Source organism: Methylobacterium sp. M6A4_1b, from assembly GCF_053345175.1.
The window spans coordinates 18,506-44,492 of sequence record NZ_JBKEZQ010000029.1 but is presented as its reverse complement, the minus strand read 5'-3'; the positions used below and the strand labels follow the sequence as shown (position 1 = coordinate 44,492).

Genomic DNA, 25,987 nt, shown 5'->3' with positions numbered 1-25,987 from the left:
CGGCCCCGGCACCGCCGCCGGCCCCCATCCCGGCGCCACCACCGCCACCGCCCGCCCCGCCGCCGGCACCGCCGGGTCCGCCCTGCGCGAATGCGCTCGCGGCGCCAATCACCAGGGCCGCCGCCGTCACCGTGCTTCGAAAGAGCTTACTCATGGGATCGATTCCACTCTCGTTGCCGCCAGACGCCGCTCGACGTCGATGCCCCCCGCAACGGGCATCTTCGACAAAACGTTCCCGGTTTTCTTGCGCTCATCTTGACGGTTCAGATGTCCGACCTGTCGGATCAGTTCAGCCGAGCGCAAGCTTGGGTCTTCCACAGCCTGGTTTCATGCGGAGCTTGTCTGTCTCCTGCAACCTGCTGATCACCCTTGTGAAATTCGGCTCAGGCGGTAACGTCCCGCCAAAGCAAGCCGCGGAACGGCGTTGCGCAGAGCACAGGGACGGAACGGATGACAGGTGGGGCCGGCACCATCACAACGAAGGCGGAGGAAGCCGCCGACAACCGACGCCGGATCAAGGCGATCGTCGCGTCCTCGTCGGGCAATCTCGTCGAGTGGTTCGACTTCTACTGCTACGCCTTCTTCGCGCTCTACTTCGCGCCGGTGTTCTTCCCGGCGGGCGACAGCACCAGCCAGCTCCTGCAATCGGCCGCGGTGTTCGCGGTGGGCTTCTTCATGCGCCCGATCGGCGGCTGGCTGTTCGGCCGGATCGCCGACCGCCTCGGCCGCAAGACCTCGATGCTGATCTCGGTGCTGATGATGTGCGCCGGTTCGCTGATGATCGCGGTGCTTCCGACCTACGCCACGGTCGGGCAGCTCGCGCCGGCGCTGCTGCTGCTCGCCCGGATGATCCAGGGCCTGTCGGTGGGCGGCGAGTACGGCACCAGCGCCACCTACATGAGCGAGATCGCCGTGAAGGGCCGCCGCGGCTTCTTCGCCTCGTTCCAGTACGTCACCCTGATCGGCGGCCAGCTCCTCGCCTCGCTGGTGCTGATCATCCTCCAGAGCTTCCTCACCGCCCAGGAACTCACCGCCTGGGGCTGGCGCATCCCGTTCGTGATCGGCGCCATCGCGGCGGTGGTCGCCCTCTACCTGCGCTCGTCCCTCGACGAGACGGCCACGAAGGAGGACATGGCCAAGAAGGATTCCGGCACCTTCTCGGCCCTGTTCAAGCACTGGCGCGCGTTCTGCGTGGTGCTCGCCTACACCGCCGGCGGCAGCTTGAGCTTCTACACCTTCACCACCTACATGCCGAAATACCTCTTCAACACGGCGCATATCGACAAGGTGACGGCCTCGCAGATCTCCACGGCCGCGCTGTTCGTCTACATGATCATCCAGCCGTTCTTCGGCTGGCTCTCGGACCGGATCGGGCGCAAGGCCAACATGCTGCTCTACAGCGGCCTCGGCACCCTCATGGTGGTGCCGTTGATGACGGCCATCGGAGCCACCCAGAACGCGGTCCTGTCCTTCGCCCTGATCATGGTCGGGCTGATCGTGATCAGCTTCTACACCGGCATCAGCGGCATCGTGAAAGCCGAGCTGTTCCCGACGCAGGTGCGGGCGCTCGGCGTCGGTCTCTCCTACGCCATCGCCAACTCGCTGTTCGGCGGCACCGCCGAGATGGTCGCGCTCTACCTGAAGCAGGTCGGCTCCGAGAGCACGTTCTTCTGGTACGTGACGGTCATGCTCGGCATCGCCTTCATCGGCTCGCTGATCATGCCGAACCCGAAGCGGCACGGCTACCTCGACGGCGACGGCACGGTCGAGGAGGCCCTGATGCGCAAGACCCGGCTCTCGGCCGCCTGAAACGACGATCGTTCTAAACCCCTGCAGCACGCGGTGCCGGCGCACCGCGTGCCTTTTCATGGCCGGTTCGTGGCGCGCTTCCGGGCGCCGGCGGCTGCGTGTCCGACGGTCTCCCGATCTCGGCCTCTGTCAAGCCGGATCGCATGAACCGAACCTGACCATTCTTTAAGGTGACTTCGAAAACGGGCGGGATCACGGTCGTGATCAGAAGAGAGCTTCGGCGCGGACAGGTCGAGCTGGCCTGAGATGCCTGGCGCCGCTCGTCTTCGGAGGTATTGCCATGACCAAGACAAGAACAGTCGCCGCTTTCCTCGCCGCCACCGCGCTCCTCGGCGGAGTCGCCCTCGCCAACGACGCCGCGAAGATCCCGGCCCTCCCGCCGGTCGGCGCCGCGCAGCAGGCTGCCGACGCGGACGTCGGCAAGCTGTCGAAGGACGGCGCCCAGGCCTTCCGTGACCTGCATCTCGCCCGCATCGCCATCTTCGACGCCGACCCGACCCTCGCCAAGGACCTGATCGAGAAGGCTCAGGCCTCGCTGGCCAAGGCCAAGACCGACGCGGCGGTCTACACCAAGGCCGAGGCGGACCTGCGCGGCCCGGCCCAGCCGGCCGGCACGACCAAGAACGCCGACACGGCCAAGAACGCCGACACGACCAAGAACGCCGGTCCGGCCCAGGCGTCCGCCCAGCCCACGGCCTGGCTCCCGGTCGACGGGCAGCTGACCCTCGGCGAGGATTTCGTGGCCACGCCGACCAAGGCCGCCGCGGTGGCGACCGCCAACAAGAGCCTGGAGAAGGGAGACCGCAAGGCGGCCATGGACGGGCTGAAGCTCGCCGGAGTCGACGTGAACTTCGTCCTCGCCGTCGTGCCTCTGGACCAGACCTCGACCGAGGTCGGCCAGGCCGCCAAGCTCATCGGCCAGGGCCAGTACTACGAGGGCAACGCCCTCCTGAAGAAGGTGGAGGACGGCGTGCGCTTCGACGTGGTCGACGTGCTCGGCACGCCCCGGAAGACCGCGACCCCGGCCGCCGCGACGGCCTCGACCGCGCCCCAGAAGTGATGCGCCGACCCGCCGGCCGCCTCGCGAGGGCGGCCGCTCCGTTTCGATCGAGAAGGCAGACTCGCCATGGGCATCGGGATTGGTTTCGGGCTTCTGGTCTCCGCCATCGTCACCGGCTTCGGACTCGTGCTGGCCTCGGGGCTCGTCCTGCACCCGATGGACGGGCAATTGCCGAGCGACTGGGGCTGGAGCCTCGTCATGATGGGCGGGGCGAGCCTGCTCGCCTTCGGCTCCGTCGGCTGGCGCCGCATCGCCGGCCGCACGACTTGAGAGCCGTCAGCCGGTCTCGCCCAGCACCGCCCGGCGCTGCCGGTCCAGCTCCTCGCTGTAGCGCTTCAGGGTGTGGCTCTCGGTGAGGAGGCCGATGACCTTGCGGGTCTTGAGGTCTTCCACCACCGCCAGGGCCTCGCTCTCGGTGCGGTCGAAGATCGCCGTGGCGACCTTGGCGTTCATGTCGGCCGTGAGAACGTCGTCCGCGTGCCGCAGCAGCCCGGCGAGGTCGGGCGAGCCGTCCTCCGCCTCCCGCAGGGCCGCGTGGGCCTCCGGCACCAGGATGATACCGGCATAGCGCCCGTCCGCGTCCACCATCACCACCCGCGAGGGCGAACCGAGGGGGTGCTTGCGCAGGAAGTTCGCCAGGGTCTGATCGAGGCTGGCCGTCTGCACCTCGCGGCGCATCAGCTTCCCGACGGTGAGGGTCCGGATCCAGCCGACGTCGTGGGCGCTGCGGATGCTCTCGCCGCGCAGGTGGAAGCGCCAGGTGGCGAAGGAGTAGCCGAAGGTCTTGCGCACCGTCAGCGACGAGGCGATCACCGCCACCAGGACGAGGCCGGTGATCGGGAAGCTCCCGGTGAGTTCGAGGGCGAGGAACGTCATGGTCAGCGGGCCGCCGATCACCGCCACCGCCAGGGCGCTCATCCCGATCACCGCATAGGCGAGCGGGGGCAGCCCGAAGGCGGAGAGGCCCGGCAGGATCAGCGGCATCCCGGCGGCGAAGATCTCGCCCGCGATCGCTCCCAAGAAGAGCGAGGCGAAGAACAGGCCGCCGCGAAAGCCCGACCCGATCGAGATCGCCGAGGCGGTCGCCTTGGCGACGAACAGCAGGATCAGGGCGGAGAGGCTGAAGGTGGTGCCGTGGGCCTCGAGGTGCAGGTGCAGCGCCCCGTGTCCGCCCGAGAGCACCTGCGGCGAGGCGAGGAGCGCCAGGCCGCCGACGCAGAAGCCGCCGAGGATCGGGACGCACAGGGTGGGCAGGCGGGTGGCGCGGAACGCCGCCTCGACCAGGGTGACGCCGCGCATGATGAGGATGCCGAGCCCGGCGCAGACGAGCCCGAGGACGAGGCTCGGCACGGTGTCGAGGGTGGTGAGCACCGTCGTGGTGATGGCGTCGGCGCGCTCGACGGCGACGAGGGAGGTCTGCGCCACCAGGGCGCGGGCGACGACGCTGCCGCACAGGGCGGCGACCACGACCGGCGTCAGGGTCGCGATCGAGTAGGTGCCGATGATGAGTTCGAAGGCGTAGAACGCGCCCGTCAGGGGAGCGCCGAAGGCCGCCGCGATGGCCGCCGCCGCGCCGCAGCCGACGAGGGTGCGCTGGTCGGCGCGGCGCAGCTCGAACGACAGGCCGAGGCGGGAGGCGAGGCCGGCGCAGAACTGGGTGTAGGCCGCCTCCATCCCCACGGAGACGCCGCTGCCGTTGGAGATGGTGTTCTGGATCACCACCACGGTGGAATCGCGGATCGACATCCGGCCGCCGTGCAGGGCGTTCGCCTCGATCGGGTCGACGACGGCACGGCGGGGGCGGCCGCGCCAGCGCAGGGCCAGCGTGAACAGCGCCAGCAGCACGCCCCCGAAGGCCGGCGCCAGCAGCATCACCAGCGGCGGAAGCTCGGTGGCGGCGCTGAGGCGCAGGCCGGGCGGCAGGCCGTAGAGCAGCTCGCGCATGCTCTGGGTCGCCTGGTTCATGCCCGCGACCGCGACGCCGCCGCAGCACCCGATCAGGGCGGCGAGCACGATCAGGCCGATCTCGCTGCCGCGCACCAGGGCGCGAAGCTGCCCGGGCGCCTGCACGAGGACCTGTTGGGCGACCGGCGGGCGGGATGAGGCGGGTTGCGGTGGCATCGACCGGTGTCGGGGGCGGGCGCCGGGAGGAGAGCGCGCGGGAGACGGACCCGCGCCCTGCTTAGCCTGCCCGCCCGCTCTGCGTCGACAGCTCCGGCCTTCGCCGAGCCCGCCCCGCCGCATCCGGCGCGGGATGGCCCATACTTTTGCCGACGATCGGCCGAAGGCGGCTTGAAATGCGGCGCGGCTCGGGATAGATCGCCCGCAGTGCCGCTGTAGCTCAGTTGGTTAGAGCGCTTGATTGTGGATCAAGAGGTCCCCCGTTCGAGCCGGGGCAGTGGTACCATTCCTATCCGTTGAATGTTTTGCGGCGGTCGTGCTCGGGCATGGCCGCGTTCGGCGTTTCCCTCGGTCCGCATGCGGGCCGCGATGTGCCAAAACGCTCTGGACACCGTGTCAAACTTGCCACGGGATTGCCCCAAACCGGGCCGTGTTGTCGCCACATCTGTCAAGCTAATCTCAATCCGTCGCCAGGGAACGGGGTTGGGTCGCGCAGATGCAGGGTCGGAATGTCGGATCGTCACGGACCGTCTTCGCCAAGGGCTCGCTCGCGTCGCGTTCCGGCTTCGTTGCCGGTTCGTCGGCCTCGGATGCCCTGACGCTCGGGGGCCGCGTCGGCCGCGACCATGGCAGCCGCCCCGCGCTCACCCGCTCCGTCCTCTCGATGCTGCTGCTGGCCGGCGGCCTCGGCGCCGCACTGTCCTACGGCGTCGGCCCCGAGACCGGCGTGGTGCAGTCGGCCCATGCGATGACCGAGATCACCATGCCGCGCCCGCGCGTCCAGCCGGTGCCGGTGATCCTGCAGGCCTCCGCCCAGGCGATCGCCCCCGCCGCGCGCGCCGTCATCACCGCGTCCTCGGCCTTCGCCCCGGTGCACGACCTCGACACCGAGCTCGGCTCCAACGCCGTCGACCGCGTCTCCTACGACTACCTCCTCACCGAGAGCTCGGTCGGCGACCCGAACGAGGTGCTCGAATTCGGGCCGATGAAGATCCGGCGCCACCTGGTGCAGAAGATCGTCCGGGCCGCCCAGGCGGTGCAGACCGATCCCGTGCTGCTGATGGCGGTGGCCGACAAGGAATCCAGCTTCAAGACCGAGGTCCAGGCCCAGACCTCCTCGGCCACCGGCCTGTTCCAGTTCATCGAGCGGACCTGGTTGGGCGTCGTGCGCGACTTCGGGCCGAAATACGGCCTCGCCACGGATGCGGCCCTGGTGGTCGCTGGCGACAACGGCCGCCCCACCGTCCTCGATTCCGCCGAGCGCACCCGCATCCTCGAGATGCGCCGCGACCCCTACCTCTCCGCCCTGCTGGCCGGCGAGATGCTGAAGCGCGACGCCGCCCGCATCGCCCTGCGCATCGGCCGCGAGCTCTCCCTCGGCGAGGTCTACCTCGCCCACTTCCTCGGCCCGGACGATGCCGAGGACTTCCTCGCCAGCGTGGTCGACAAGCCGAAGGCCGCCGCCGCCTCGATGCTGCCCGGCCCGGCCCGCGCCAACAAGACGATCTTCTTCGCGGCCCAGCGCGGACGCCGGAAGGCGGTCAGCCTGTCGGTGGCGCAGGTCCACGAGAAGTTCGAGGCGATGATGAGCACCCGCGGCGAACGTTACCGCGACGTGCGCTCGGTGGCCGGCATCCTAGCCTACGCCGACGCGACGGTCGACTAGAGACGGCGGGTTCCGCCCGAACGGAGCCGAACGCCGTCTTCGCGCCGGCAGCGAGCGGAGATCGGATGCCGAAACGCACAGCGTGAACGTCGTCGCGGATGATTTACCGCAACTGACCGTGTCCTCCCGGCTTTAATGTCGGCGAGCCCGCTCCCGGGTTCGTCCCGAGACACGAACGGCGGAGGCCCTGCTTGCCGGACCTGAAAGGTACGAACGCGGATTCACCCTCCGCCGTCAGCCGGACGTCGCTCGCGGACAGCCTCAGCCCCGGCCTCTCGCTGGACCGGATCGGCCAGGCCCTCGCCGCCTTCTACGACGACCTGATCGCCGAGGGCGTTCCCGAGCACCTCGCCGTTCTCGTCCGCAAGGTCCAGCCCGAGCCCGCGGCACGTCCGGACCCGGACAGGGCGCGCGCCTGCAAGATCGCCCTCGTGGTCGAGGACGACGCCGCCACGCGCTCCCTCGCGGAGGCGCTGCTGAGCGACACCGAACTCACCGCGATCGGCTGCGACAGCGCCGAGGCGGCCCTGAACATCATGCGCGAGCGCGGCGGCGACGTCGCTCTGGTCTTCACCGATGTCAACCTCGCGGGCGCGATGGACGGGGTGCAGCTGGCCTCCGCCGTGGCGCTGCTCTGGCCGGCGACCCGCATGGTCGTGACCTCGGGCCGACGGGCCGAGCGGCCGGGCACCCTGCCGGAGCAGGCCGTCTTCATCCCGAAGCCCTGGCGGCCCTTCGACCTCCTGACCGAGGCCGAACTGGCGACGAGTGCGCCGCAGCCGATCGTGTCCTGAGGCGGACCGCTCCCGTCGCCGGTCCTTCGATCCCGCGGCCGGCGCCCGGCGGATGACTCCGGGCGCGGCCTGGCGCATGAAGCCCGAAGCATGAAGCCCTGAGCCGGAAGCCGGGCGCGAGCCCCGGCGCACGACTTGCATTCCCGAACCCAGCGTCCGTGCCGACCAGACCGCGCCCGAACCGCGTGGTGGAGCCCCTCGCCTTGCCCATCCTGTCCGTCCGCCACCTCACCATCTACCGCTACCGGCAGCCGGTGGCCTTCGGTGAACACCGCATCCTGTTCCGACCGCGCGACAGCTACGACCAGCGCCTGATCTCGGCGACCCTGAAGATCACGCCCGAGCCGAGCGGCCTGCGCTGGCTCCACGACGTCTTCGGCAACTGCGTCGCCGTGGCGACCTTCGCGGGCCGTGCCGCGCAGCTCACCTTCGAATGCGCGATCACCCTCGACCACACGCCGGAATCGGCGCCGGTCTTCCCGATCGCGGCCCACGCGGCCTTCTATCCGTTCGGCTACGGCGCCGACGACATCCCGGATCTCAGCCGCTCCATGGAGCGGCAGTATTCCGATCCCCGCAACGAGGTCGATGCCTGGGCCCGCAGCTTCGTGCCCCCCTCCGGCCGGATCGGCACCCAGGATCTCCTGGCGGAGATGACCCGCAGCGTCCGGCGCAACTTCGCGTATCTCGCCCGCTCCGAGAAGGGCGTCCAGGACCCCGTCACCACCCTGCGGCTGAAGCGCGGAAGCTGTCGCGATTTCGCGGTGTTGATGATCGAGGCCGTGCGCGCGCTCGGCATGGCGGCGCGCTTCGTCTCGGGCTACCTCTACAACCCACGCGGGGATCGCGACCGGCACGTGGGCGGTGGCTCGACTCATGCTTGGGTGCAGGTCTACCTGCCCGGCGCGGGCTGGATCGAGTTCGACCCGACGAACGGTATCGTCGGGAACCGCGACCTCATCCGGGTCGCGGTGGCGCGGGACCCGCGTCAGGCTGTACCGCTGCACGGATCGTTCTTCGGGTTTCCGGCGGACGACCTGGGCATGACGGTGAGCGTTCATGTCGATGAAGTCGAGCCGGGACCCGGGGGGCCTCGCGTGACCGATCCGAACTTGGCGCGTTGACGCACCGGCACGGCGCCCGCCGCCCGGTCGAAGACGAAGAGCGTGTGTTTCTAAACAGGATCAGGTGGTCGTCATGAAAATCAGGACTGGGTTCGACATCGCCTTCGAATCGGTTCAGCCGACGCCGATGATCCTCGCGCTCAGCGTGCATCCCTCCCGGATGCCGGACGTCATGACGCCCCACGTGATCAGCTTCGATCCGCCGATCCCGTCCCAGGATTACCGCGACGTCTTCGACAACATCTGCACGCGCATCGTCACGCCGCCCGGTCGCCTGACGATCTCGGCCGACTTCGTGGTCCAGGATTCCGGCCTGCCCGACGCCTACGCGCCCTACGCGCAGCAGGTCGAGGTGCAGAACCTGCCCAACGACGTACTCGTCTACCTCCTGGGCAGCCGTTACTGCGACACCGACAAGCTCTCGGAGACGGCGTGGTCGCTGTTCGGCGGGACCCCGATGGGCTGGGGCCGGGTTCAGGCGATCTGCGACTACGTCCACGACCGGATCCGCTTCGACTACATGTGCGCCGACGCCACCCGCACGGCCTGGGACGGCTTCATGCAACGCCAGGGCGTCTGCCGCGATTTCGCGCATCTGGCGGTCGCGTTCTGCCGCTGCATGAACATTCCGGCGCGCTATTGCACCGGCTACCTCGGCGATATCGGGATTCCGCCGGTGCCCGATCCGATGGATTTCTCGGCCTGGTTCGAGGCCTATCTCGACGGGAATTGGTACACGTTCGACGCGCGGCACAACACGCCGCGCATCGGACGGATCGTGATGGCCCGCGGCCGCGACGCGACCGACGTCGCCATCACCACGAATTTCGGCTACGCGCACCTCGCCCGCTTCGACGTCCACACCGACGAGGTCTTCTGATCCCGCCGATGCGCCGGAGCGAGGCATGACGCGCCCCGCCCCGGCAGGACCACCGCTACTTGTCGAGGTCCTGGGCCATCTTCAGGTGATGTTCCAATGCCGGCTGCGTCTTGGCCGCCCAGGCCTTCAGATCCGGGTTGTCGCCGCCTTTCGCGTAACGCTGGAACAGGTCGACGGCGTCCTTGTGCGCCTTCACCTGATCGGCGTGGTACTGCTTCGTGAAGGCGTCGCCCTGGAGGCCCTTCAGGCTGTCGAGCTTGCCCTGGTGGGTGCTGTCGAGGGCCGTCGGCAGGGTCGCCTGGACCTTCCCGCCCTGGACCATCGCCTTCATCTCGCCCGTCGTCTTCTCGTGGTCGGCGATCATCCGCTGGGCGTAGGCCTTGGTCGCCGCGTCGCTGCGCTCGGCCGCGAGCCGGCTGGTCTGGATCTCGAAGAGGTCGCTGATCCCGGCCTGGCTCACGAAATCCGCCGTGGAGGGGCTGACTCCGATCAGCGCATTCACCCCCGTCTTCTCGCCCACCGACTGCGCCGCCGCGGGTCCCGCGAGCAGCACCGTGACGGCGATCATCGCCCTGCGTTTCATCACACCCTCCCAACGCGGTTTCATCCGCGAGAACCTCGGCGCGCCCGCTCTGTTCCCCCCGGAGCGCGGCCAAGGTCGCGGGTCCGAATTTACGCGGCTTCACCACGAATCCAGGGTGGAGGGACGAAAAGTGCGGCGCTGCGCGTTGCACTCCTGCAAGCAGGAGAGATCGAGATGGATGCACGCCTCATCGCGATGAACAACGAGGCCAACCGAATCGCCTCCGAGCGTCTGCTCGAACAGCTTCGGGACGAAGGCCTGCGCTACCGGCTCTGGGTCACCGGAACGCCGCAGGGCGACACCCTGCATCTGCGGGTGAACCGGTTGTGCCCGGAAATGCGCCAGCGCATCGACAAGGTGCTGCGCGGACGTGGCCTCACCCTGGAGATCGCTGAGGCCTGAGCGGCGGACCTATGCCGCCCCCCGCCCCTCGGCCCAGGGCGCGGCCGCGAGCACCCGGGCCAGATACGCGATCAGGGCGAGGACCCGCGCCGGGCGCGGATCGCCCGGCGGTGTCACGAGGTGGAGGTCGATCCGCGGCGGCGTCCAGCCCGGCAGGGCTCGCACCAGCCGCCCGTCGCGCAGGTCCTCCCACACCATGAAGTCCGGCTGGACCGCGAGGCCGAGGCCGGCGCGCAGGGCCGGCGCCAGGGCATCGGCATTGTTGGCCCGCAGCGGGCCGTCCGGCACCACCGTGGCCTCCTCGCCGGCGGGGCCGAGGAAGCGCCAACGATCCGGGCTCGGCAGATAGGCGTAGCCGAGGCAGGCATGGGCCGCGAGGTCGCGCGGATGGGCTGGGCGGCCGTGCCGGGCGAGGTAGTCCGGCGTGGCGACGAGGGAGCGGTGGATGGTGCAGAGCCGCCGCGCCCGAAGCGAGGAATCGGTCAGGGCGGCGATGCGCAGGCCGAGGTCGAAGCCGCCGCCGACCAGGTCGATCAGGTCGTCGCCGAGATGCAGGTCGATGCTCAAGCCCGGATGGGCCGCGAGGAAGTCCGGCAGGAGCGGCGCCACGTGCAGCACCCCGAAGGACATCGGCGCGGCGAGCCGGACCTTGCCGCGCGGCTGCGCCGCCGCGTCCCGGGCCTGGGCCTCGGCCGCCTCGCCCTCGGCGAGGATGCGCGCGGCGGCCTCCCGCGCCGAGGCACCGGCCTCCGTGAGCGCCAGCTTGCGCGAGGTGCGGTGGAACAGTCGCGCGCCGATCCGTGCCTCCAGCCGGGTCACCGCCTTCGACACCGTGCCCGTGGTGATGCCGAGTTCCGTCGCCGTCCGGCCGAAGGAGCCGGTCTCGACGACCTTCGCGAAGATCGCCCAGGCTTCGAGATCGGGTAGTTTCATGTGCCGACTTTCGGAAACGATGCCTTTCCATCGTTTCCATTTTCGAAAGGGGAGGCAAGGGGCATCTTCCGGTCATCGCAGCACGGCCGGTCCCCGGCGCGGTGCGGCCCCGAAGGAGTGCGTCCCATGTCCCAGAACGGCATCCATCACGTCACGGCCTTTTCCGGCGACGCGTCGCGCAACGTCGACTTCTACACCCGGGTGCTCGGCCTGCGCCTGGTGAAGAAGACCGTCAATTTCGACGATCCCGGCACCTACCACCTCTATTACGGTGACGAGACCGGCCGCCCCGGCACGATCCTGACCTTTTTCCCGATCGCGCACGCGGCCCCCGGCCGGGTCGGGATCGGCGAGACCCAGGAGACCGCCTTCCGGGTGCCGCGCGCCGCGATCGGCTGGTGGACCCACCGCTTCATCGAGAAGGGCGTCACCCACGACGCCCTGGTCCAGGTCCTGGGCGAACCGACCCTGCGCTTCCGCGACCCCGACGGCATGATGCTGGCCCTGGTCGGCACCGAGACGGCGGCCACGGACGCGCCCTGGACCGGCACCGGGATCCCGGCGGACTTCGCGATCCGCGGCTTTCACGGCGTCACCCTGCTCCTCGAGAAGGCGGAGGCCACGGCGGCGGTCCTCACCGGCGTGTTCGGCTTCCAGGAGGCCGGCCGCGAGGGTGCGGCGACCCGCTACGCCAGCGACGCCGCGGAGGGCGGCTTCGTCACCTTGCGGGCGGTGGGCGGCTTCCTGCCCGGCCGTCAGGGCGCCGGCTCGGTGCATCACATCGCCTTCCGGGCGGCGGACGATGCGGAGCAGGCGCGGATGGTGGAGGTGCTGACCCGCACCCACGGGCTCGGCGTCACCGAGCAGCGGGACCGGCAGTACTTCCGCTCGGTCTACTTCCGCGAGCCGGGGGGCGTGCTGTTCGAGATCGCCACCGACGTGCCGGGATTCGCCGTCGACGAGCCGGTGGAATCCCTGGGGCGCGCCCTCAAACTGCCGGCCTTCCTGGAGCCGCACCGGGCCCAGATCGAGGGGCACCTGCCCCAGGTCGCCTGACGAGACAGGCGCCCGCTCCCCCCGGAGCGGGCGCGCACGCCCCAGACATCCACGAGGTTGCCATGACCGAGACATCCCTGGGCTTCGTCCATCGCTTCGTGCCCGCCAGCGCGCCCGGCCGGCCGCCGCTCCTGCTCCTGCACGGCACCGGCGGCGACGAGGCCGACCTCCTGCCCCTCGGCCGGACCCTGCTGCCCGGGGCCGCCCTGCTCTCCCCGCGCGGCGCCGTGCTGGAGAACGGCATGCCGCGCTTCTTCCGCCGCCTCGCCGAGGGCGTGTTCGACGAGGCCGACATCCGCCGGCGCGCCGCCGATCTCGCGGGCTTCATCGACGAGGCGCGCAGGGCCTACGGCCTCGCCGCGCCGGTGGCGGTCGGGTTCTCGAACGGCGCCAATATCGCCGCGGCCCTCCTCCTGCTGCATCCGGAGGTGCTCGCCGGCGCGGCGCTGCTGCGTCCGATGGTGCCCCTGCGCGAGACGCCGCCGGTGGACCTCGCCGGACGGCCGGTGCTGATGCTCTCGGGCGCCGCCGACCCGATCGTGCCGGCCGCCAATGCGGGTGCGCTCGCGGAACGCCTGCGGGCCGGCGGCGCCGCCGTCACCCACGAGACCCTGCCGGTCGGGCACGGTCTCTCGCAGGCGGACGTGACCCGGGCCGGCGCCTGGCTCGCGGGCCTCGCCGCCGTCTGACCTCAGGCCGATGCCCGCCCCGCGCCGCGGCGGGCATCGGCCACGGTGTAGCCGACCGCGCCCAGGACCATCAGGGCGAGGACGTACCAGGTGAGGGCGTAGACGAGGTGGTTGTCGGGGAAGTGCAGGATCGTCAGCCCGCCCACGGGCCAGCCGCCGGGGTTCGGGGCGGCGTCGGCATCGATGAAGTAGGAGGCGACCCGCGTCAGGCCCTGAGCGGCGGCGATGGCGGGGACGTCTCGGGAATACCAGCGCCTGGCCTCGGGGGCGTTGCTGCGCAGGAAGGCGCCGCCCGGTTCGGTCAGGCGCAGCAGGCCGGTAACCGTGGTCTCGCCGACGGTCTGCCCGTCCGCCCGTGTGGCGGGATCACGCCGGTTCTGCGGGACGAAACCGCGATTGACCAGGATCGTGGTGCCGTCGCCGCGCTCCAGCGGTGTCAGGACCCAGAAACCCGCACCGAGGTCGGTGACCGCCTGGACCAGGGTCTCACGCTCCTGGCGGAAGCGCCCGGAGGCCCGCACGCGCCGATAGGCGTCGGCCTCCCCCGTCAGGCCGTTCCAGGTGCCGGGGCCGGGCGCGTCGACCGGATCGGCGCGCACGCGGGCTTCGACGCGGGCGACGAGATCGTGCTTCCAGGCCCGGCGCTGGACCTGCCAGGTCCCGAGCGCCGCCAGGCCCGTCGCAAGGACGAGACCCGCGATCGCGATGGCGGCGAGGGCCAGGGGAGAGCGCCGCGCCGCCGGCCGAGGGCCGGCCATCAGCCCATATGCATGTGCTGCGGCATCATGTTGGTGTTGAGGTGGTACATCACCCACAGGGAGCCGGCGAGCGTGATGATCACCAGCGTCAGGGTGAAGATCAGCGCGAGGATGGTCCAGCCCCCCTCCGACTTCGTGTTCATGTGCAGGAAGTAGATCATGTGCACGACGATCTGCGCCACGGCGAAGATCATGATCACGATGCCGGTGATCCGGTCGTTGCCGATCACGTTGCCCATCACGAGGATGAACGGGATGGCCGTCAGGATGACCGACAGCACGAAGCCGGTCATGTAGTCCTTGAAGGTGCCGTGGCTGGCGCCGTCGGCGTGCCCATGCCCGTGGTCGTGCCCGTGGTCGTCGTGTCCTGCCTTCGACGCGGCGCTCATTGCAGGACTCCCATCAGGTACACGAAGGTGAAGACGCCGATCCAGATCACGTCGAGGAAGTGCCAGAACATGCTGAGGCAGAGCAGCCGGCGCTTGTTCTCGGGCACCAGCCCGCGCTTGTGCACCTGCGCCATCAGCGTCACCAGCCAGACGATGCCGAGGCTGACGTGCAGGCCGTGGGTGCCGACCAGGGTGAAGAAGGCCGACAGGAAGGCGCTGCGCTGGGGCGTCGCGCCCTCGTGGATCAGGTGGTGGAACTCGTAGAGCTCGAGCCCGACGAAGGCGAGGCCGAACAGGCCGGTCACGGCCAGCCAGATCTGCACCCGGCTGAGGTCGCCCTTCTCCATCTCCAGCATGGCGAAGCCGTAGGTGATGGAGGAGAACAGCAGCATCGAGGTGTTCAGCGCCACCAGCGGCAGGTCGAACAGGTCCTTCGGCGACGGCCCGGCGGCGTAGTTCCGGCCCACCACCGCGTAGGTGGCGAACAGGGCCGCGAAGATGAGGCAGTCGCTCATCAGGTAGAGCCAGAAGCCGAGCATCGTGCTCCCTTCCGGGTGATGCTCGCCCTTCGCGTCGTAGAAGGCCGTCGGGTCGACCTGGGGGATCGCCACGGACGGGCTTCGGCCCGGCTCGAAGTTCATGGCAGGAGTCGCGTGGGTTGCCATGATCTCAGACGCGCTCCGCCAGCAGGGAGGTCCGCTGGGCTTCCGTCCGGACGACCTCGTCGGCCGGGATGTAGAAGTCGCGGTTGTAGTTGAAGGTGTGGCCGATCGCGACGACCGCGATCGCGGCGAAGCTGAAGGCCGCCAGCCACCAGATGTACCAGATCATCGCGAAGGCGAAGACGATGCTCAGCACGCCGAGGATCAGGCCGGCCGCGGTGTTCTTCGGCATGTGGATCGGCTTGAAGCCCTGGAGGGGGCGGGCGTAGCCGCGCTTCTTCATGTCCCACCACGCGTCGTGATCGTGGATCACCGGCGTGAAGGCGAAGTTGTAGTCCGGCGGCGGCGACGACGTCGCCCATTCCAGGGTCCGGCCGCCCCACGGGTCGCCGGTCGTGTCACGCAGCTGCTCGCGGCGCATGAAGCTCACCACCAGGGTGACCGCGAAGGCCGCGATGCCGCAGAGGATCAGCACCGCGCCGAAGGCCGCGATGATGAACCAGATCTGCAGGGACGGGTCGTCGAAGTGCTGGACGCGGCGGGTCACGCCCATCAGGCCGAGAACGTAGAGCGGCATGAAGGCGACCCAGAACCCGGTCAGCCAGAACCAGAACGACACCTTGCCCCAGAACTCGTCGAGCTTGAAGCCGAAGGCCTTCGGGAACCAGTAGGTGATGCCGGCGAGCATGCCGAACAGCACGCCGCCGATGATGACGTTGTGGAAGTGGGCGATCAGGAACAGGGAGTTGTGCAGCACGAAGTCGGCCGGGGGCACGGCGAGCAGGACGCCGGTCATGCCGCCGATGACGAAGGTCACCATGAAGCCGACCGTCCAGAGCATCGGCACTTCGAAGCGGATGCGACCCTTGTACATGGTGAAGAGCCAGTTGAAGATCTTGGCGCCCGTCGGGATCGAGATGATCATCGTCGTGATGCCGAAGAACGAGTTCACGCTCGCGCCCGAGCCCATCGTGAAGAAGTGGTGCAGCCACACGAGGTAGGACAGGATCGTGATCACGACCGTGGCGTAGACCATCGAGGCGTAGCCGAAGAGGCGCTTGCTCGAGAAGGTCGAGACGATCTCCGAGAACACGCCGAAGGCCGGCAGGATGAGGATGTACACCTCCGGGTGCCCCCAGATCCAAACCAGGTTCACGTACATCATCGGGTTGCCGCCGAGGTCGTTCGAGAAGAAGTGCGTGCCGACGTAGCGGTCGAGCGACAGCAGCGCGAGAACGGCCGTGAGGATGGGGAAGGCGGCGACGATGAGGATGTTGGTGCAGAGCGCGGTCCAGGTGAAGACCGGCATCTTCATCATGGTCATCCCCGGCGCCCGCATCTTCACGATGGTGGCGATGAGGTTGATGCCCGAGAGCAGCGTCCCGATCCCGGCGATCTGCAGCGCCCAGATGTAGTAGTCGACGCCGACGCCCGGGCTCATGGCGGGTCCCGAGAGCGGCGGATAGGCCAGCCAGCCGGTGCGGGCGAACTCGCCGACGAACAGCGAGGCCATCACGGTCACGGCTCCGCTCACCGTCATCCAGAAGCTGAAGTTGTTGAGGAAGGGAAAGGCGACGTCGCGGGCGCCGATCTGCAGCGGCACGACGAAGTTCATCAGGCCCGTGACGAGCGGCATCGCCACGAAGAAGATCATGATCACGCCGTGGGCGGTGAAGATCTGGTCGTAGTGGTGCGGCGGCAGGTAGCCCTCGTTCGGCCCGAAGGCCATCGCCTGCTGCGCGCGCATCATCAGCGCGTCGGCGAAGCCCCGCAGCAGCATGATAAGGGCCAGCACGATGTACATGATGCCGATCTTCTTGTGATCGACGGAGGTGAACCAGTCGCGCCAGAGGGGACCCCAGAGGCGGAAATAGGTGAGTGCGCCGAGCACCGCGGCGCCGCCGAGGCCGACCATCGCGAAGGTGACGAGGAGGATCGGCTCATGAAGCGGCACGGCGTCGAGCGTCAGGCGCCCGAACAGGAGCTTCTGGAGATCCGGATTGGAGAACATGGGACCTGCTCGTGAGAGAAGAGTGCCGAACGGGGGTCGCGGGCGTCCGAGGCGTCCGCGCTATCGATTGAGTTGGCCGGGCGCCACCGGGTCGGACCCCTTCGGATCCTTCCCGTCGCCGGCGGGGCCGCCATGACCCGAATGGTCTTGCCCCGAATGGTCTTGCCCGGAATGGTCTTGCCCGGAATGATCCTTGCCCGAATGGTCGTGGCCCATAGGGCCGTGACCGGAATGCTCGGGCGCCGAGCCGGGCTTCACGTCGGGAGCGATCGACTTCGGCTTCATGCCCTCGGGCTGCTCCTGGCTGCGCGATTCGCGGCCCGAGCCGCCCACCGTGGCGGCCGGGGCCTCGATGCCCTGCTCGGCGTAGCGGTTGTCGTATTCGAGCCGCGCGCGGTTGGCGTGGCTCTCCTTGCCGGCGCCTCCCATGGCGTCGATGTGCATCATCTCGTTCATGCACATCTTGCCCGGCACGGCGCACATGTTCAGCACCGCGCCGTAGAGGCCGTTCTCCACGCTGGAGAAGTAGCGCACCGGCTCGCGCTCGCTCGGCTTCTCGAGGGCGAGGTAGCTCTGGCGGTCGAGGGGCTTGCCCTCGGCCTTCACCTTGGCGACCCACTGGTCGAACCCGGCCTGGTCGAGGCCGTGGAACTTGAAGTTCATCCGCGAGAAGCCCGAGCCGCTGTAATTGGCCGAGAGGCCCTCGTAGGTACCGGCCTTGTTGATCACCGCGTGCAGCTTCGTCTCCATGCCGGCCATGGCGTAGATCTGCCCGGCGAGCGCAGGGATGAAGAACGAGTTCATGACGGTGGCGGAGGTGATCTTGAACGAGATCGGCACGTCGACCGGCGCGGCCAGTTCGTTGACGGTGGCGATACCCTGATCTGGGTAGAAGAACAGCCATTTCCAATCGAGTGCGACGACCTCGACCGTCAGCGGCTTCACGCCGGCGCGCAGCGGCCGGTCCGCGTCGAGGCGGCTCAGGGGACGGTACGGATCGAGGGTGTGGGTGCTGATCCAGGTGAGCGCGCCGAGCGCGATGACGATCACCAGGGGCGCAGACCAGATCAGCACCTCCAGCTGCGTGGAGTGGTGCCAGTCGGGATCGTACTCGGCCTCGGTGTTCGAGGCGCGGTAGCGCCACGCGAACAGGATCGTGAAGGCGATGACCGGAATGATGATGAGCAGCATCAGGCCGGTGGAGGCCAGGATCAGGTCGCGCTGCCGGGTCGCGATGTCGCCGGAGGGCTGCATCAGGACCATGTTGCAGCCGGACAGCAGGCCGAACAGGGGGAGGAGCGCGAGCGTACGGAGGGTTTTGACCGGCATGGACTCGTCTGGCACCATCTCGGATGAGCGACGTCCGCCGGCCCCGATTGGCCGAGGGAGGAATCGTCGGCTCTCAATTCGCTGCATTGCATCAATCTGACAAGTCGCGCGCGGCGCGTCTGATCAGCGCTAGGCTCATAGCGGGCGCAAGACAAAGCGCGCTATAGACCCATCCCACGATTTGACGGAAGGCGTGAAGAAGCCGCGCCGATTGTCAGGGGGCGCGTCACGCTGCGCTTTGACGCAGACGAAACGCAGGGCGTACACGTGTCCCACATCCCTGGGCTCCGCGCGCCGCGGCGCGCCCGATTCGGCCCCGAACGCACGAAGCGAGCACGGTTTCCTCGATGAGCGCAGATTACGCAGTGCCATCCTCCACGTCGCTGGAACGCGATGCGCACGAGGCCTCCAGCGACCATCGGGTCGCGCCGGGCGAGATCGCCATCGGCGTGGTGATCGGCCGCGCGGCCGAGTACTTCGACTTCTTCGTCTACGGCATCGCCTCGGTGCTGATCTTCCCCGGCGTGTTCTTCCCCTTCGCCGATCCGCTGACCGGGACGCTCTACGCCTTCGCGCTGTTCGCCCTGGCCTTCATCGCCCGCCCCATCGGCTCGGTGATCTTCATGGAGATCGACCGGCGCCACGGGCGCGCGGCCAAGCTCACCATCGCCCTGTTCCTGCTCGGCGGCTCGACCATGGCGATCGGCTTCCTGCCGAACTACCACCAGCTCGGCGCGCTCTCGATCTGGATCCTCGCCGCCCTGCGCTTCGGCCAGGGCCTCGCCCTCGGCGGCGCCTGGGACGGGCTCGCCTCCCTGCTGGCGCTCAACGCCCCCGAGAAGCAGCGCGGCTGGTACGCGATGATTCCGCAGCTCGGCGCCCCGGTCGGCTTCATGCTGGCGAGCGCCCTGTTCGCGTTCTTCCTCGGCAACGTCTCCAACGCCGACTTCCTCGACTGGGGCTGGCGCTACCCGTTCTTCGTGGCCTTCGCGATCAACGTCGTCGCGCTCTTCGCCCGCCTGCGCCTCGTGGCCACCGAGGAATTCTCGCGCATGCTGGAGATGCAGGAGCTGGAGCCGACGCCGGTCCTCGAACTGCTGCGGACCCATGGCCGCTTCGTGCTGATCGGCGCCGTGGTCCCGCTGGCGAGCTTCGCCCTGTTCCACCTCGTGACGGTGTTCCCGATCAGCTGGATCCACCTCTTCACCCAGCGCTCGGCCGGCGAGTTCCTTCTGGTGCAATGCTCCGGCGCCTTCCTCGCCGCCGGGACCATCGTGCTCTCCGGCGTCCTGGCCGACCGCATCGGCCGGCGCACCCTGGTGGGCGTCGCCGCCGGCCTGATCGGGCTGTTCGCCGTGGCGAGCATCGCCGCGCCGATCATCTTCGGCGACAGCGAGCTCGGCCAGACGATCTACGTGCTGATCGGCTTCGGCCTGCTCGGCCTGTCCTACGGCCAGACCTCGGGCTCGGTGACCGCCAATCTCGGCACGCGCTACCGCTACACCGGCGCCGCCCTGACGTCGGACCTCGCCTGGCTGATCGGGGCCGGCTTCGCCCCCCTGGTGGCGCTCGGCGTGTCGAGCCGCTTCGGCCTGTCCTGGGTCGGCGTCTACCTCCTGTCCGGGGCCGTCGCGACCCTGTGCGCCCTCGCCTTCAACCGCCGCGAGACCGCCCGCCTCTGATTCCGGTTCTCGCTCTTCACGAAAAAGCCCCGGACGGCGCAGGCGCCTCCGGGGCTTTCTGCGTCGTGCGGTGACCCTGCGCGTCGGTGAGCGTTGGGACCTGACCGAGCACGGGATCGAGGTGGGAGCATCGTGGCGCAGCTGATCTACACCCGTCTCGAGGACCATCCGCGCGAGACCTACGTCATCACGAGCGGGGCGCTGATCGTCGGGCGGGTCGATTGCATCAGCGATGCGCCCGCCCCCGCCGCGCAATGGACCTGGAGCCTGCACCTCGACATCGGCGCGGCGCCGTTCCGGCGGGGCGCGACGGTGTCCTCGCGCGACGCGGCGGTGGCGGCCCTGGAGGAGGCCTGGACCGAGTGGAAGCTCTGGGCCGGCCTGCGCGACGCGGACCCGGCCGGAGCGGCACAGGCGGTGCCGCCTCCGAGGGCGCTGCCCTAGCGCGGCGTTCCCTTCGGTCGGACCATCCCGCCCGTCGGTCAGACCATCCCGAGCGCCTGCATGTAGAGTTCGAGGATCGCCTCCTCCTCCTGGCGCTCGGCATGGTCCTTCTTGCGCAGCGAGATGATCTTGCGCAGGGCCTTGGTGTCGAAGCCGGTGCCCTTGGCCTCGGCGTAGACGTCCTTGATGTCGGAGGCGAGGCCGGCCTTCTCCTCCTCGAGGCGCTCGATGCGCTCGATGAAGCTCTTCAGCTGATCGGCGGCGACGGAGGAAGCGTCGACGGCGGGTGCGGCGGATGCGGCCATGGTCGTCTCAAGTCCCTGATCTGCGAGGCGCGTCGGGCTGCGCCGGAACCGCCTCGATAAGCCGTCAAGCTTACCGGGACCTTAGTGCGGCTCCGCCGCGGCTTTGGCGAAGGCCGCCTGTTGCTCCGCCGTCGCCTCCGGCTGGTGCAGGCGCTTCCACTCGGCATAGGGCATGCCGTAGACGTGGCTGCGGCTCTCCTCCTTGTCCATCGGCAGGCCGCGGGCGTCGGCCGCGTCCTTGAGCCAGTTCGACAGGCAGTTGCGGCAGAACCCGGCCATGTTCATCAGGTCGATGTTCTGCACGTCGGTGCGGGCCTGGAGGTGGGCGACGAGGCGCCGGAACACGGCGGCCTCGAGTTCGGTGCGGGTGGCGTCGTCGATCTCGGTCATGGGCGTTCTCTCCATCGCTGCCTGAGGTCGGCGCGCGGCGGCCTCCCGTCAAGCGCGGATCGGCAGCATCGGCCGCAGGAGGCGCGCGAATCGCTCCGCCCATTCGGCCTGGCCCGCCTCCGCGACGATGAGGTCCTGGCGGATCTCGACGAGCGCGTTCGGCAGGCCGCGCGCCATGGCGTGGCGGTCGATGGTGTCGCCGGGCAGGCCGCCGCCATAGGGCTCGTTGTCCCCCACCGTGAGCCCGGCGGGGTCGGCCCGCAGGCCGGCGATCAGGGGCGCGCTCATGCGGTCGTCGCGATCCCACAGGATGCCGACCTCCCAGGGGCGCGGCACCCCGCGCCAGTAGGGCGTGAAGCTGTGGATGGTCACGATGGCGGGCCGCACGCCAATGGCTTCGGCCTCGGCGATCCCGGCCTCGATCGCCGCGTCGAAGGGCGCGTAGAAGCGCCGGATGCGCGCGGCCTTGCCGGCCTCGTCGATGCGGGCGTTGCCCGGCACCACGGCCCCGTCGGAGAGGCGCATCACCAGGGTCGGGTCGGCCCGGCCCCGGTTCGGGTCGATGATCAGCCGCGAGAACCGGGTCAGGATCGCCGGGGCGCCGAGCGCCGCCGCGAGCCGGCGCGTCACCCCGGCGGCGCCGATGTCGTAGGCGATGTGGCGGGCGAACTCGTGCTCCGGCACCCCGAGCTGCGCCAGGTCCTCCGGGACGTGGTTCGAGGCATGGTCGCAGATCAGGAGCAGGCCCCCGGCGGGATCGCCCGGGATGGTCTCGACGGGATGCGGTGGCTGCATGGGAGGCACGGTCCGGTTGGGCGCGGGCGACATCGGGACGACGGACGCGATGCAAGCCGCCGGCCGCGATGCGAGCCGCCGGCCGCAGCGCGGGCGGAGGTCCCGCGAACGCGCGGCTTGCCGAGGCGGCGAGCGTCGGGCACAGCACGTATCGCGGATCGCGCCGCGACGGCAACAATCCGGCACCATGCCGGGGGCACAACAATCCGGAGGAGAACCACCGGGCCGCCTTCGCGATCGACATTCGGAATACGGAAACGCCATGACCGCACCCGCACTGACCGCAACCGCCTCGACCGAGACCCGCCGCGCCCTCCTGCTCCAGTGCCTCGACGAGGCCATCGCCGCCGCCCACCCGGCGCGCTGCCTCGTGCCCCACCTGCCCGCACCGGGTCCGGGCCGCCTCATCATCCTGGGAGCCGGCAAGGCCGGCGGCAGCATGGCGGCGGTGGCCAGCCGGTTCTACCGGGAGGAGCACGGCGTCGATCCGAGCCGCATCGTCGGCCTCGCGGTCGCCCGCCACGGCTACGGCGAGGAGGCGCCGATGATCCGCATGGTCGAGGCCGGGCACCCGGTGCCGGATCAGGCCGGCATCGACGCGACCGTCGACGCCCTGAAGATCGCCGCCGATGCCGGGCCGGACGACGACGTGCTGGTGCTGCTCTCCGGCGGCGGCTCGGCCAACTGGATCGCCCCGGCCGGAGAGCTCACCCTCACGGAGAAGCAGGCGATCACCAAGGCCCTGCTGCGCTCCGGCGCGCCGATCAACGAGATCAACGCCGTGCGCAAGCACCTCTCGCGCATCAAGGGCGGCCGCCTCGCCATGATGGCGCGCAACGCCCGCTCGATCCTGACGCTGGCCGTCTCGGACGTGCCGCACGACGACCCGGCCGTGATCGCCTCCGGCCCGACCGTGCCGGATCCGACGACGCTCGCCGATGCCCGCGCGATCTGCGAGCGCCGCGGCATCCCCCTGCCCGAGACCGCCAAGGCGCTCCTGGCCGATCCCATCAACGAGACCCCGAAGGCCGGCGACCCCGCCTTCGCCCGGGCGGAATACCGCATCATCGCCCGCCCGATCGACGCCCTGGAGGCCGCCGCCGCCGCCGTGTCCGCGGCCGGCTACGAGCCGGTGATGCTCGGGCCCGACGTCGAGGGCGAGGCCCGCGAGGTCGCCGCCGAGCATGCCCGCATGGCCCTCGACCTCGCGAAGGCCGGCCGCAAGGTCGCGATCATCTCGGGCGGCGAGCTCACCGTGACGATCCGCGGCGAGGGCCATGGCGGTCCGAACCAGGAATACGCCCTCGCGCTCGCCCTCGCGCTCGACGGCGCCCCCGGCATCCTCGGCATCGCCGCCGACACCGACGGCACGGATGGCGGCCGCGGCGAGGCCACCGATCCGGCCGGCGGACTCGTCGACCCGACGACGCTCGCCCGCGCCCGCGAGGCCGGGCTCGATCCCGCCGCGATGCTGGCCGACAACGATTCGACGAAGTTCTTCGCCACCATCGGCGACCTCGTTCAGCCGGGTCCGACACGCACCAATGTCAACGATTGCCGCATCATCCTCGTCGGCTAGGGACGCCGGCGGGCGGAGCCGGGTCTTCGACGGTTCCACGCTCACCGCGGGTCCCCTCTCGCCGTCCCGGGGCCGCGAAGCGGAGCCCGGGATCCAGAAACCCAGGTGGCGCAAGATGTCGGGCTGTCCGCGGCTCTGGATCGCACGCCTCCGGCGCGCCCCTTCGGGTCCGGCCTCGCCCGCGGCGCCCCGGAATGGCGGGGCGGGGCCCCGGGGGACGCAGTCGCCGGCCGGCGGCGGACGGTCCGGGTTCGTCGCAGGCGCGGCGCTCCTGGCCGTCGCGCTGCTCCCCGCCCCCGCCCGGGCGGATCTGCGCATGTGCAACCAGACCGCCAGCAAGGTCGGCATCGCGCTGGGCTACCGCGACCTCCAGGGCTGGGTCACGGAGGGCTGGTGGGACGTGGCGCCGAAGGTCTGCGAGACGCTCCTGAAGGGCTCCCTCGCGGCGCGGTTCTACTACGTCTACGCGGTGGACTACACGCGCGGCGGCGAGTGGAGCGGACGCTCGCTGATGTGCACGAAGGATCGCGAATTCACGATCCGGGGCGTCGAGGACTGCCTCGCCCGCGGTCTCGACCGCAACGGCTTCTACGAAGTCGATACCGGCGAGCAGAAGAGCTGGACGATCCAGCTCACCGACCCGAATCAGCCGCTGACGCCGGCGCCCTGAGCCGCGGCCGGGGCGGTTTCGGGTCTGAGGCTGGAGACCCGATGCCTGTCGGGGCGCCCTCCCCTGCGTCCCGGGACCGACGCCGTCGGTCCGTTCGGGGTGACCACGGGATCGTGGTTCGCGACCCGGGAGCGGACGTTCCGGCTCCGGCCCAAGCCGGTCATGGGGACCTTCCCTGTCGCGTCCCCAGAGCAGCCATCGCAGAACGCCGCTCTAAATCGGTCGAAGCAGCCTCGCGGTCGGGCGGTTGCGAAGCCCGACCGCCGAACGCTCATGTGCGATTGTCGATCTCCGGCACACCGCTGCTCCGATCGGCATACGCGGCGATGAAGGCCGGTCGAGCCCGCCAGCGCCGCCAGAAGGCATCCAGGTGTTCGAAGCGCTCATCGAGCGGAGTGGCGTTGACCGGGAACTTGGAGAACGCGATCGCCGTCGCCAACGTGATGTCCGAGAACGTCGGCTGATCGCCGCCCAGCAGCCACGCGCGTCCGTCGGCGAGGTGCCGGTCGACGAGACCGGCATGCGCCAGTGCCACCTTGCGAGAATGCTCGCCCCAGGCCGGATTGCTGGTCAACTCGAGCTTCGGGCCCAGACCCTGATGCAGCACATGGAATGCGGTGACGATGGGATAGAGGATGTGCACCCATACCCGGTTGTCCCACATCTGATCGAGGCCACGCTCATGCGCCGTCTCGCCCATGATCTTGCGGCCTTCGAACGTGTCGTCGAGGTAGCGGGCGATGGCGGAGGTCTCGCTCAGGTAAGAGCCGTCGGCGAGTACGAGGGTCGGTGTCTCGCCCCAAGCGTTCATCCTCAGGTGCTTCCAACCCCGCTGCTCGCCGACCGGTGACATGTCGTAGACTGTCTCGTCGAAGCGATCGGCGATGCCCTTCTCGTGCATGAAGATCCGCAGGCGCTGCGGGTTCGGGAAGGCCGAGGGTGAGGTGAAGAGCTTGAGGTTGTCGGACATCGTGGTCTCGCTTCTCTGAAATTTGCCTGTCTGTCAGATGACAGGTAGCAAACTAGGGCCGGCATCTTGTCCCGTCAATCCCTGTCTGCCATATGACAGGTGGAGATTGAGAATGGCAGCGACGTCGAAGCGGGATGTGCGTGAGGCGATCCTTGTGGCAGCGAGGGAAGCGGCGATGGCCTATGGCTACGCCGGCATCAACTTCCGCGACCTCGCGGACGCCGTCGGCATCAAAGCCGCAAGCATCAACTACTACTTCGCCAATAAGGCCATCCTTGGCGAGGCGGTCGCACGCCGCTATTGGGAAGACATTGCCCGCGACCTTGAAGCGATTTCGACGAATGCCCAAAGCCCAATCGAAGCGCTGCGGCAATACGCGGGCATCTTTCGCCTATCTCTGGAGCACAACAATCGCATGTGCCTGAGCAGCTTCATGGCGACAGAATACGACGCGTTGCCCGAGCAGGTCTTGAAGGAGGTTCAGGCTTTCGCCGATGTCAATACGGCTTGGCTACGCGAACAGCTAGTTGCTGCAAAGTTATTGAAGGCGAAGGACAGCGAGCTGAGAGCACGCGCCATCTATGCTGCCATCGCCGGGGCTCAGATCATCGCCCGAAGCCGCTCGGACATAGATCTGTTCGACTCTTTGATCAGGAGCTACCAAGAGGCGGGACTACTTCCAAGCTGATCGAGATCGCCGGCCGCAAGGATCAAAGACAGGCGTGACGGCGACGTCTGCTTCGCGCCCTTGTCGCTCAAAAGCAGCCCGTCACCAACCCACCCGAAGCGACCACTCCCCCTCCCAGCTTGACAGCGGTGGCTACAGGCTCTTCTCCATCGGCGGCTAGTGCAGCCCGCCGCTCGCGCCGCAAGGTACGGTGAATGC

27 protein-coding genes and 1 tRNA gene are annotated in these 25,987 nt (G+C 69.3%); 16 read left to right on the top strand and 12 right to left on the bottom strand.

Going from position 1 to position 25,987, the window contains the following annotated elements; all coding sequences use genetic code 11:
- Positions 1 to 450: 450 nt before the first annotated feature.
- The 3 genes from ACLBWX_RS20075 to ACLBWX_RS20065 all read left to right on the top strand — a co-directional run bounded on the left by ACLBWX_RS20075 (position 451) and on the right by ACLBWX_RS20065 (position 3,139).
- Positions 451 to 1,809: an MFS family transporter gene (locus ACLBWX_RS20075; protein ID WP_447678751.1), complete on the top strand. Its 1,359-nt coding sequence runs from the start codon at positions 451 to 453 to the stop codon at positions 1,807 to 1,809.
- 280 nt (positions 1,810 to 2,089) lie between these two features.
- On the top strand, positions 2,090 to 2,869 hold the full coding sequence (locus tag ACLBWX_RS20070; protein WP_447678750.1) for a YfdX family protein: 780 nt from the start codon (positions 2,090 to 2,092) through the stop codon (positions 2,867 to 2,869).
- Positions 2,870 to 2,935: 66 nt separating this feature from the next.
- Positions 2,936 to 3,139: a hypothetical protein gene (locus ACLBWX_RS20065; RefSeq protein WP_447678749.1), complete on the top strand. Its 204-nt coding sequence runs from the start codon at positions 2,936 to 2,938 to the stop codon at positions 3,137 to 3,139.
- A gap of 6 nt (positions 3,140 to 3,145) precedes the next feature.
- On the opposite strand, the gene ACLBWX_RS20060 is transcribed toward ACLBWX_RS20065, so the two are convergent.
- Positions 3,146 to 4,990, bottom strand: a complete 1,845-nt coding sequence (locus ACLBWX_RS20060; RefSeq protein WP_447678748.1) for a chloride channel protein — start codon at positions 4,988 to 4,990, stop codon at positions 3,146 to 3,148.
- Between the two features lie 209 nt (positions 4,991 to 5,199).
- Between ACLBWX_RS20060 and ACLBWX_RS20055 the strand changes: the two genes are divergently transcribed.
- From ACLBWX_RS20055 to ACLBWX_RS20035, 5 genes are all read left to right on the top strand, one after another.
- Positions 5,200 to 5,276, top strand: a tRNA-His gene (locus ACLBWX_RS20055).
- Between the two features lie 210 nt (positions 5,277 to 5,486).
- Entirely contained in the window at positions 5,487 to 6,656 is a 1,170-nt protein-coding gene (locus ACLBWX_RS20050) for a transglycosylase SLT domain-containing protein (protein WP_447678747.1), read from the top strand.
- A gap of 278 nt (positions 6,657 to 6,934) precedes the next feature.
- The gene (locus ACLBWX_RS20045; RefSeq protein ID WP_447678754.1) at positions 6,935 to 7,450 is read left to right on the top strand and encodes a response regulator; all 516 of its coding nucleotides are present in this window, start codon (positions 6,935 to 6,937) and stop codon (positions 7,448 to 7,450) included.
- A gap of 203 nt (positions 7,451 to 7,653) precedes the next feature.
- Positions 7,654 to 8,574, top strand: coding sequence for a transglutaminase family protein (locus ACLBWX_RS20040; protein ID WP_447678753.1), 921 nt, complete (start codon positions 7,654 to 7,656; stop codon positions 8,572 to 8,574).
- Between the two features lie 73 nt (positions 8,575 to 8,647).
- The gene (locus ACLBWX_RS20035) at positions 8,648 to 9,454 is read left to right on the top strand and encodes a transglutaminase-like domain-containing protein (protein ID WP_447678746.1); all 807 of its coding nucleotides are present in this window, start codon (positions 8,648 to 8,650) and stop codon (positions 9,452 to 9,454) included.
- Positions 9,455 to 9,509: 55 nt separating this feature from the next.
- Here the strand turns inward: ACLBWX_RS20035 and ACLBWX_RS20030 are convergent, their stop codons facing one another.
- Complete coding sequence (locus ACLBWX_RS20030) at positions 9,510 to 10,037, bottom strand: DUF4142 domain-containing protein (protein WP_447678745.1); 528 nt, start codon at positions 10,035 to 10,037, stop codon at positions 9,510 to 9,512.
- Between the two features lie 174 nt (positions 10,038 to 10,211).
- Between ACLBWX_RS20030 and ACLBWX_RS20025 the strand changes: the two genes are divergently transcribed.
- The gene (locus ACLBWX_RS20025) at positions 10,212 to 10,439 is read left to right on the top strand and encodes a hypothetical protein (RefSeq protein ID WP_056473294.1); all 228 of its coding nucleotides are present in this window, start codon (positions 10,212 to 10,214) and stop codon (positions 10,437 to 10,439) included.
- Positions 10,440 to 10,448: 9 nt separating this feature from the next.
- Here ACLBWX_RS20025 and ACLBWX_RS20020 read toward each other — a convergent pair whose 3' ends face one another.
- Positions 10,449 to 11,372 (bottom strand): LysR family transcriptional regulator, encoded by a 924-nt coding sequence (locus ACLBWX_RS20020; RefSeq protein WP_447678744.1) that lies wholly within the window; start codon positions 11,370 to 11,372, stop codon positions 10,449 to 10,451.
- A 126-nt stretch (positions 11,373 to 11,498) separates the two neighbouring features.
- Between ACLBWX_RS20020 and ACLBWX_RS20015 the strand changes: the two genes are divergently transcribed.
- Positions 11,499 to 12,428, top strand: a complete 930-nt coding sequence (locus ACLBWX_RS20015) for a ring-cleaving dioxygenase (RefSeq protein ID WP_447678743.1) — start codon at positions 11,499 to 11,501, stop codon at positions 12,426 to 12,428.
- Positions 12,429 to 12,490: 62 nt separating this feature from the next.
- Positions 12,491 to 13,117 carry an alpha/beta hydrolase gene (locus ACLBWX_RS20010; RefSeq protein ID WP_447678742.1) on the top strand — a complete coding sequence of 209 codons (627 nt, stop codon included), beginning with the start codon at positions 12,491 to 12,493 and terminating at the stop codon, positions 13,115 to 13,117.
- Positions 13,118 to 13,119: 2 nt separating this feature from the next.
- Here the strand turns inward: ACLBWX_RS20010 and ACLBWX_RS20005 are convergent, their stop codons facing one another.
- The 5 genes from ACLBWX_RS20005 to cyoA are packed head-to-tail and all read right to left on the bottom strand — an operon-like array spanning position 13,120 to position 18,266.
- On the bottom strand, positions 13,120 to 13,875 hold the full coding sequence (locus ACLBWX_RS20005) for an SURF1 family protein (protein WP_447678741.1): 756 nt from the start codon (positions 13,873 to 13,875) through the stop codon (positions 13,120 to 13,122).
- Entirely contained in the window at positions 13,875 to 14,264 is a 390-nt protein-coding gene (cyoD, locus tag ACLBWX_RS20000; RefSeq protein WP_447678740.1) for a cytochrome o ubiquinol oxidase subunit IV, read from the bottom strand. The genes ACLBWX_RS20005 and cyoD overlap by 1 nt, the downstream gene beginning before the upstream one ends.
- Positions 14,261 to 14,905: a cytochrome o ubiquinol oxidase subunit III gene (gene cyoC / locus ACLBWX_RS19995; RefSeq protein ID WP_243214495.1), complete on the bottom strand. Its 645-nt coding sequence runs from the start codon at positions 14,903 to 14,905 to the stop codon at positions 14,261 to 14,263. Before cyoC ends, cyoD begins: the two co-directional genes overlap by 4 nt.
- 28 nt (positions 14,906 to 14,933) lie before the next feature.
- Positions 14,934 to 16,937: a cytochrome o ubiquinol oxidase subunit I gene (gene cyoB / locus ACLBWX_RS19990; RefSeq protein ID WP_447678739.1), complete on the bottom strand. Its 2,004-nt coding sequence runs from the start codon at positions 16,935 to 16,937 to the stop codon at positions 14,934 to 14,936.
- 60 nt (positions 16,938 to 16,997) lie between these two features.
- Positions 16,998 to 18,266 (bottom strand): ubiquinol oxidase subunit II, encoded by a 1,269-nt coding sequence (gene cyoA / locus ACLBWX_RS19985; protein WP_447678738.1) that lies wholly within the window; start codon positions 18,264 to 18,266, stop codon positions 16,998 to 17,000.
- A gap of 347 nt (positions 18,267 to 18,613) precedes the next feature.
- On the opposite strand from cyoA, the gene ACLBWX_RS19980 reads away from it, so the two are divergent.
- On the top strand, positions 18,614 to 19,948 hold the full coding sequence (locus ACLBWX_RS19980) for an MFS transporter (protein ID WP_447678737.1): 1,335 nt from the start codon (positions 18,614 to 18,616) through the stop codon (positions 19,946 to 19,948).
- Between the two features lie 132 nt (positions 19,949 to 20,080).
- Positions 20,081 to 20,392: a hypothetical protein gene (locus ACLBWX_RS19975; RefSeq protein WP_447678736.1), complete on the top strand. Its 312-nt coding sequence runs from the start codon at positions 20,081 to 20,083 to the stop codon at positions 20,390 to 20,392.
- 38 nt (positions 20,393 to 20,430) lie between these two features.
- Here ACLBWX_RS19975 and ACLBWX_RS19970 read toward each other — a convergent pair whose 3' ends face one another.
- The 3 genes from ACLBWX_RS19970 to ACLBWX_RS19960 all read right to left on the bottom strand — a co-directional run bounded on the left by ACLBWX_RS19970 (position 20,431) and on the right by ACLBWX_RS19960 (position 21,882).
- Positions 20,431 to 20,697 carry a DUF2312 domain-containing protein gene (locus ACLBWX_RS19970; RefSeq protein ID WP_056180857.1) on the bottom strand — a complete coding sequence of 89 codons (267 nt, stop codon included), beginning with the start codon at positions 20,695 to 20,697 and terminating at the stop codon, positions 20,431 to 20,433.
- Positions 20,698 to 20,778: 81 nt separating this feature from the next.
- Positions 20,779 to 21,087: a DUF1244 domain-containing protein gene (locus tag ACLBWX_RS19965; RefSeq protein WP_447678735.1), complete on the bottom strand. Its 309-nt coding sequence runs from the start codon at positions 21,085 to 21,087 to the stop codon at positions 20,779 to 20,781.
- A 48-nt stretch (positions 21,088 to 21,135) separates the two neighbouring features.
- A complete protein-coding gene (locus ACLBWX_RS19960) occupies positions 21,136 to 21,882 on the bottom strand; it encodes an N-formylglutamate amidohydrolase (RefSeq protein ID WP_447678734.1) in 747 nt (248 codons plus the stop codon).
- 262 nt (positions 21,883 to 22,144) lie between these two features.
- Here ACLBWX_RS19960 and ACLBWX_RS19955 point away from each other — a divergent pair, with 262 nt between their 5' ends.
- Entirely contained in the window at positions 22,145 to 23,461 is a 1,317-nt protein-coding gene (locus tag ACLBWX_RS19955) for a glycerate kinase type-2 family protein (protein ID WP_447678733.1), read from the top strand.
- A gap of 271 nt (positions 23,462 to 23,732) precedes the next feature.
- Positions 23,733 to 24,131, top strand: a complete 399-nt coding sequence (locus tag ACLBWX_RS19950) for a DUF1036 domain-containing protein (RefSeq protein ID WP_447678752.1) — start codon at positions 23,733 to 23,735, stop codon at positions 24,129 to 24,131.
- A 271-nt stretch (positions 24,132 to 24,402) separates the two neighbouring features.
- Here ACLBWX_RS19950 and ACLBWX_RS19945 read toward each other — a convergent pair whose 3' ends face one another.
- Positions 24,403 to 25,101: a glutathione S-transferase family protein gene (locus tag ACLBWX_RS19945; protein WP_447678732.1), complete on the bottom strand. Its 699-nt coding sequence runs from the start codon at positions 25,099 to 25,101 to the stop codon at positions 24,403 to 24,405.
- Positions 25,102 to 25,213: 112 nt separating this feature from the next.
- Between ACLBWX_RS19945 and ACLBWX_RS19940 the strand changes: the two genes are divergently transcribed.
- Positions 25,214 to 25,789, top strand: coding sequence for a TetR/AcrR family transcriptional regulator (locus tag ACLBWX_RS19940; protein WP_447678731.1), 576 nt, complete (start codon positions 25,214 to 25,216; stop codon positions 25,787 to 25,789).
- Positions 25,790 to 25,987: the final 198 nt, after the last annotated feature.

What these genes read in the sequence shown, in the direction of transcription:
- ACLBWX_RS20075 (WP_447678751.1), top strand. Translation starts at nt 451, where the DNA reads ATGACAGGTGGGGCCGGCACCATCACAACGAAGGCGGAGGAAGCCGCC.
- ACLBWX_RS20070 (WP_447678750.1), top strand. Translation starts at nt 2,090, where the DNA reads ATGACCAAGACAAGAACAGTCGCCGCTTTCCTCGCCGCCACCGCGCTC.
- ACLBWX_RS20065 (WP_447678749.1), top strand. Translation starts at nt 2,936, where the DNA reads ATGGGCATCGGGATTGGTTTCGGGCTTCTGGTCTCCGCCATCGTCACC.
- ACLBWX_RS20060 (WP_447678748.1), bottom strand. Translation starts at nt 4,990, where the DNA reads ATGCCACCGCAACCCGCCTCATCCCGCCCGCCGGTCGCCCAACAGGTC.
- ACLBWX_RS20050 (WP_447678747.1), top strand. Translation starts at nt 5,487, where the DNA reads ATGCAGGGTCGGAATGTCGGATCGTCACGGACCGTCTTCGCCAAGGGC.
- ACLBWX_RS20035 (WP_447678746.1), top strand. Translation starts at nt 8,648, where the DNA reads ATGAAAATCAGGACTGGGTTCGACATCGCCTTCGAATCGGTTCAGCCG.
- ACLBWX_RS20030 (WP_447678745.1), bottom strand. Translation starts at nt 10,037, where the DNA reads ATGAAACGCAGGGCGATGATCGCCGTCACGGTGCTGCTCGCGGGACCC.
- ACLBWX_RS20025 (WP_056473294.1), top strand. Translation starts at nt 10,212, where the DNA reads ATGGATGCACGCCTCATCGCGATGAACAACGAGGCCAACCGAATCGCC.
- ACLBWX_RS20020 (WP_447678744.1), bottom strand. Translation starts at nt 11,372, where the DNA reads ATGAAACTACCCGATCTCGAAGCCTGGGCGATCTTCGCGAAGGTCGTC.
- ACLBWX_RS20015 (WP_447678743.1), top strand. Translation starts at nt 11,499, where the DNA reads ATGTCCCAGAACGGCATCCATCACGTCACGGCCTTTTCCGGCGACGCG.
- ACLBWX_RS20010 (WP_447678742.1), top strand. Translation starts at nt 12,491, where the DNA reads ATGACCGAGACATCCCTGGGCTTCGTCCATCGCTTCGTGCCCGCCAGC.
- ACLBWX_RS20005 (WP_447678741.1), bottom strand. Translation starts at nt 13,875, where the DNA reads ATGGCCGGCCCTCGGCCGGCGGCGCGGCGCTCTCCCCTGGCCCTCGCC.
- cyoD (WP_447678740.1), bottom strand. Translation starts at nt 14,264, where the DNA reads ATGAGCGCCGCGTCGAAGGCAGGACACGACGACCACGGGCACGACCAC.
- cyoC (WP_243214495.1), bottom strand. Translation starts at nt 14,905, where the DNA reads ATGAACTTCGAGCCGGGCCGAAGCCCGTCCGTGGCGATCCCCCAGGTC.
- cyoB (WP_447678739.1), bottom strand. Translation starts at nt 16,937, where the DNA reads ATGTTCTCCAATCCGGATCTCCAGAAGCTCCTGTTCGGGCGCCTGACG.
- cyoA (WP_447678738.1), bottom strand. Translation starts at nt 18,266, where the DNA reads ATGCCGGTCAAAACCCTCCGTACGCTCGCGCTCCTCCCCCTGTTCGGC.
- ACLBWX_RS19980 (WP_447678737.1), top strand. Translation starts at nt 18,614, where the DNA reads ATGAGCGCAGATTACGCAGTGCCATCCTCCACGTCGCTGGAACGCGAT.
- ACLBWX_RS19970 (WP_056180857.1), bottom strand. Translation starts at nt 20,697, where the DNA reads ATGGCCGCATCCGCCGCACCCGCCGTCGACGCTTCCTCCGTCGCCGCC.
- ACLBWX_RS19965 (WP_447678735.1), bottom strand. Translation starts at nt 21,087, where the DNA reads ATGACCGAGATCGACGACGCCACCCGCACCGAACTCGAGGCCGCCGTG.
- ACLBWX_RS19960 (WP_447678734.1), bottom strand. Translation starts at nt 21,882, where the DNA reads ATGCAGCCACCGCATCCCGTCGAGACCATCCCGGGCGATCCCGCCGGG.
- ACLBWX_RS19955 (WP_447678733.1), top strand. Translation starts at nt 22,145, where the DNA reads ATGACCGCACCCGCACTGACCGCAACCGCCTCGACCGAGACCCGCCGC.
- ACLBWX_RS19945 (WP_447678732.1), bottom strand. Translation starts at nt 25,101, where the DNA reads ATGTCCGACAACCTCAAGCTCTTCACCTCACCCTCGGCCTTCCCGAAC.
- ACLBWX_RS19940 (WP_447678731.1), top strand. Translation starts at nt 25,214, where the DNA reads ATGGCAGCGACGTCGAAGCGGGATGTGCGTGAGGCGATCCTTGTGGCA.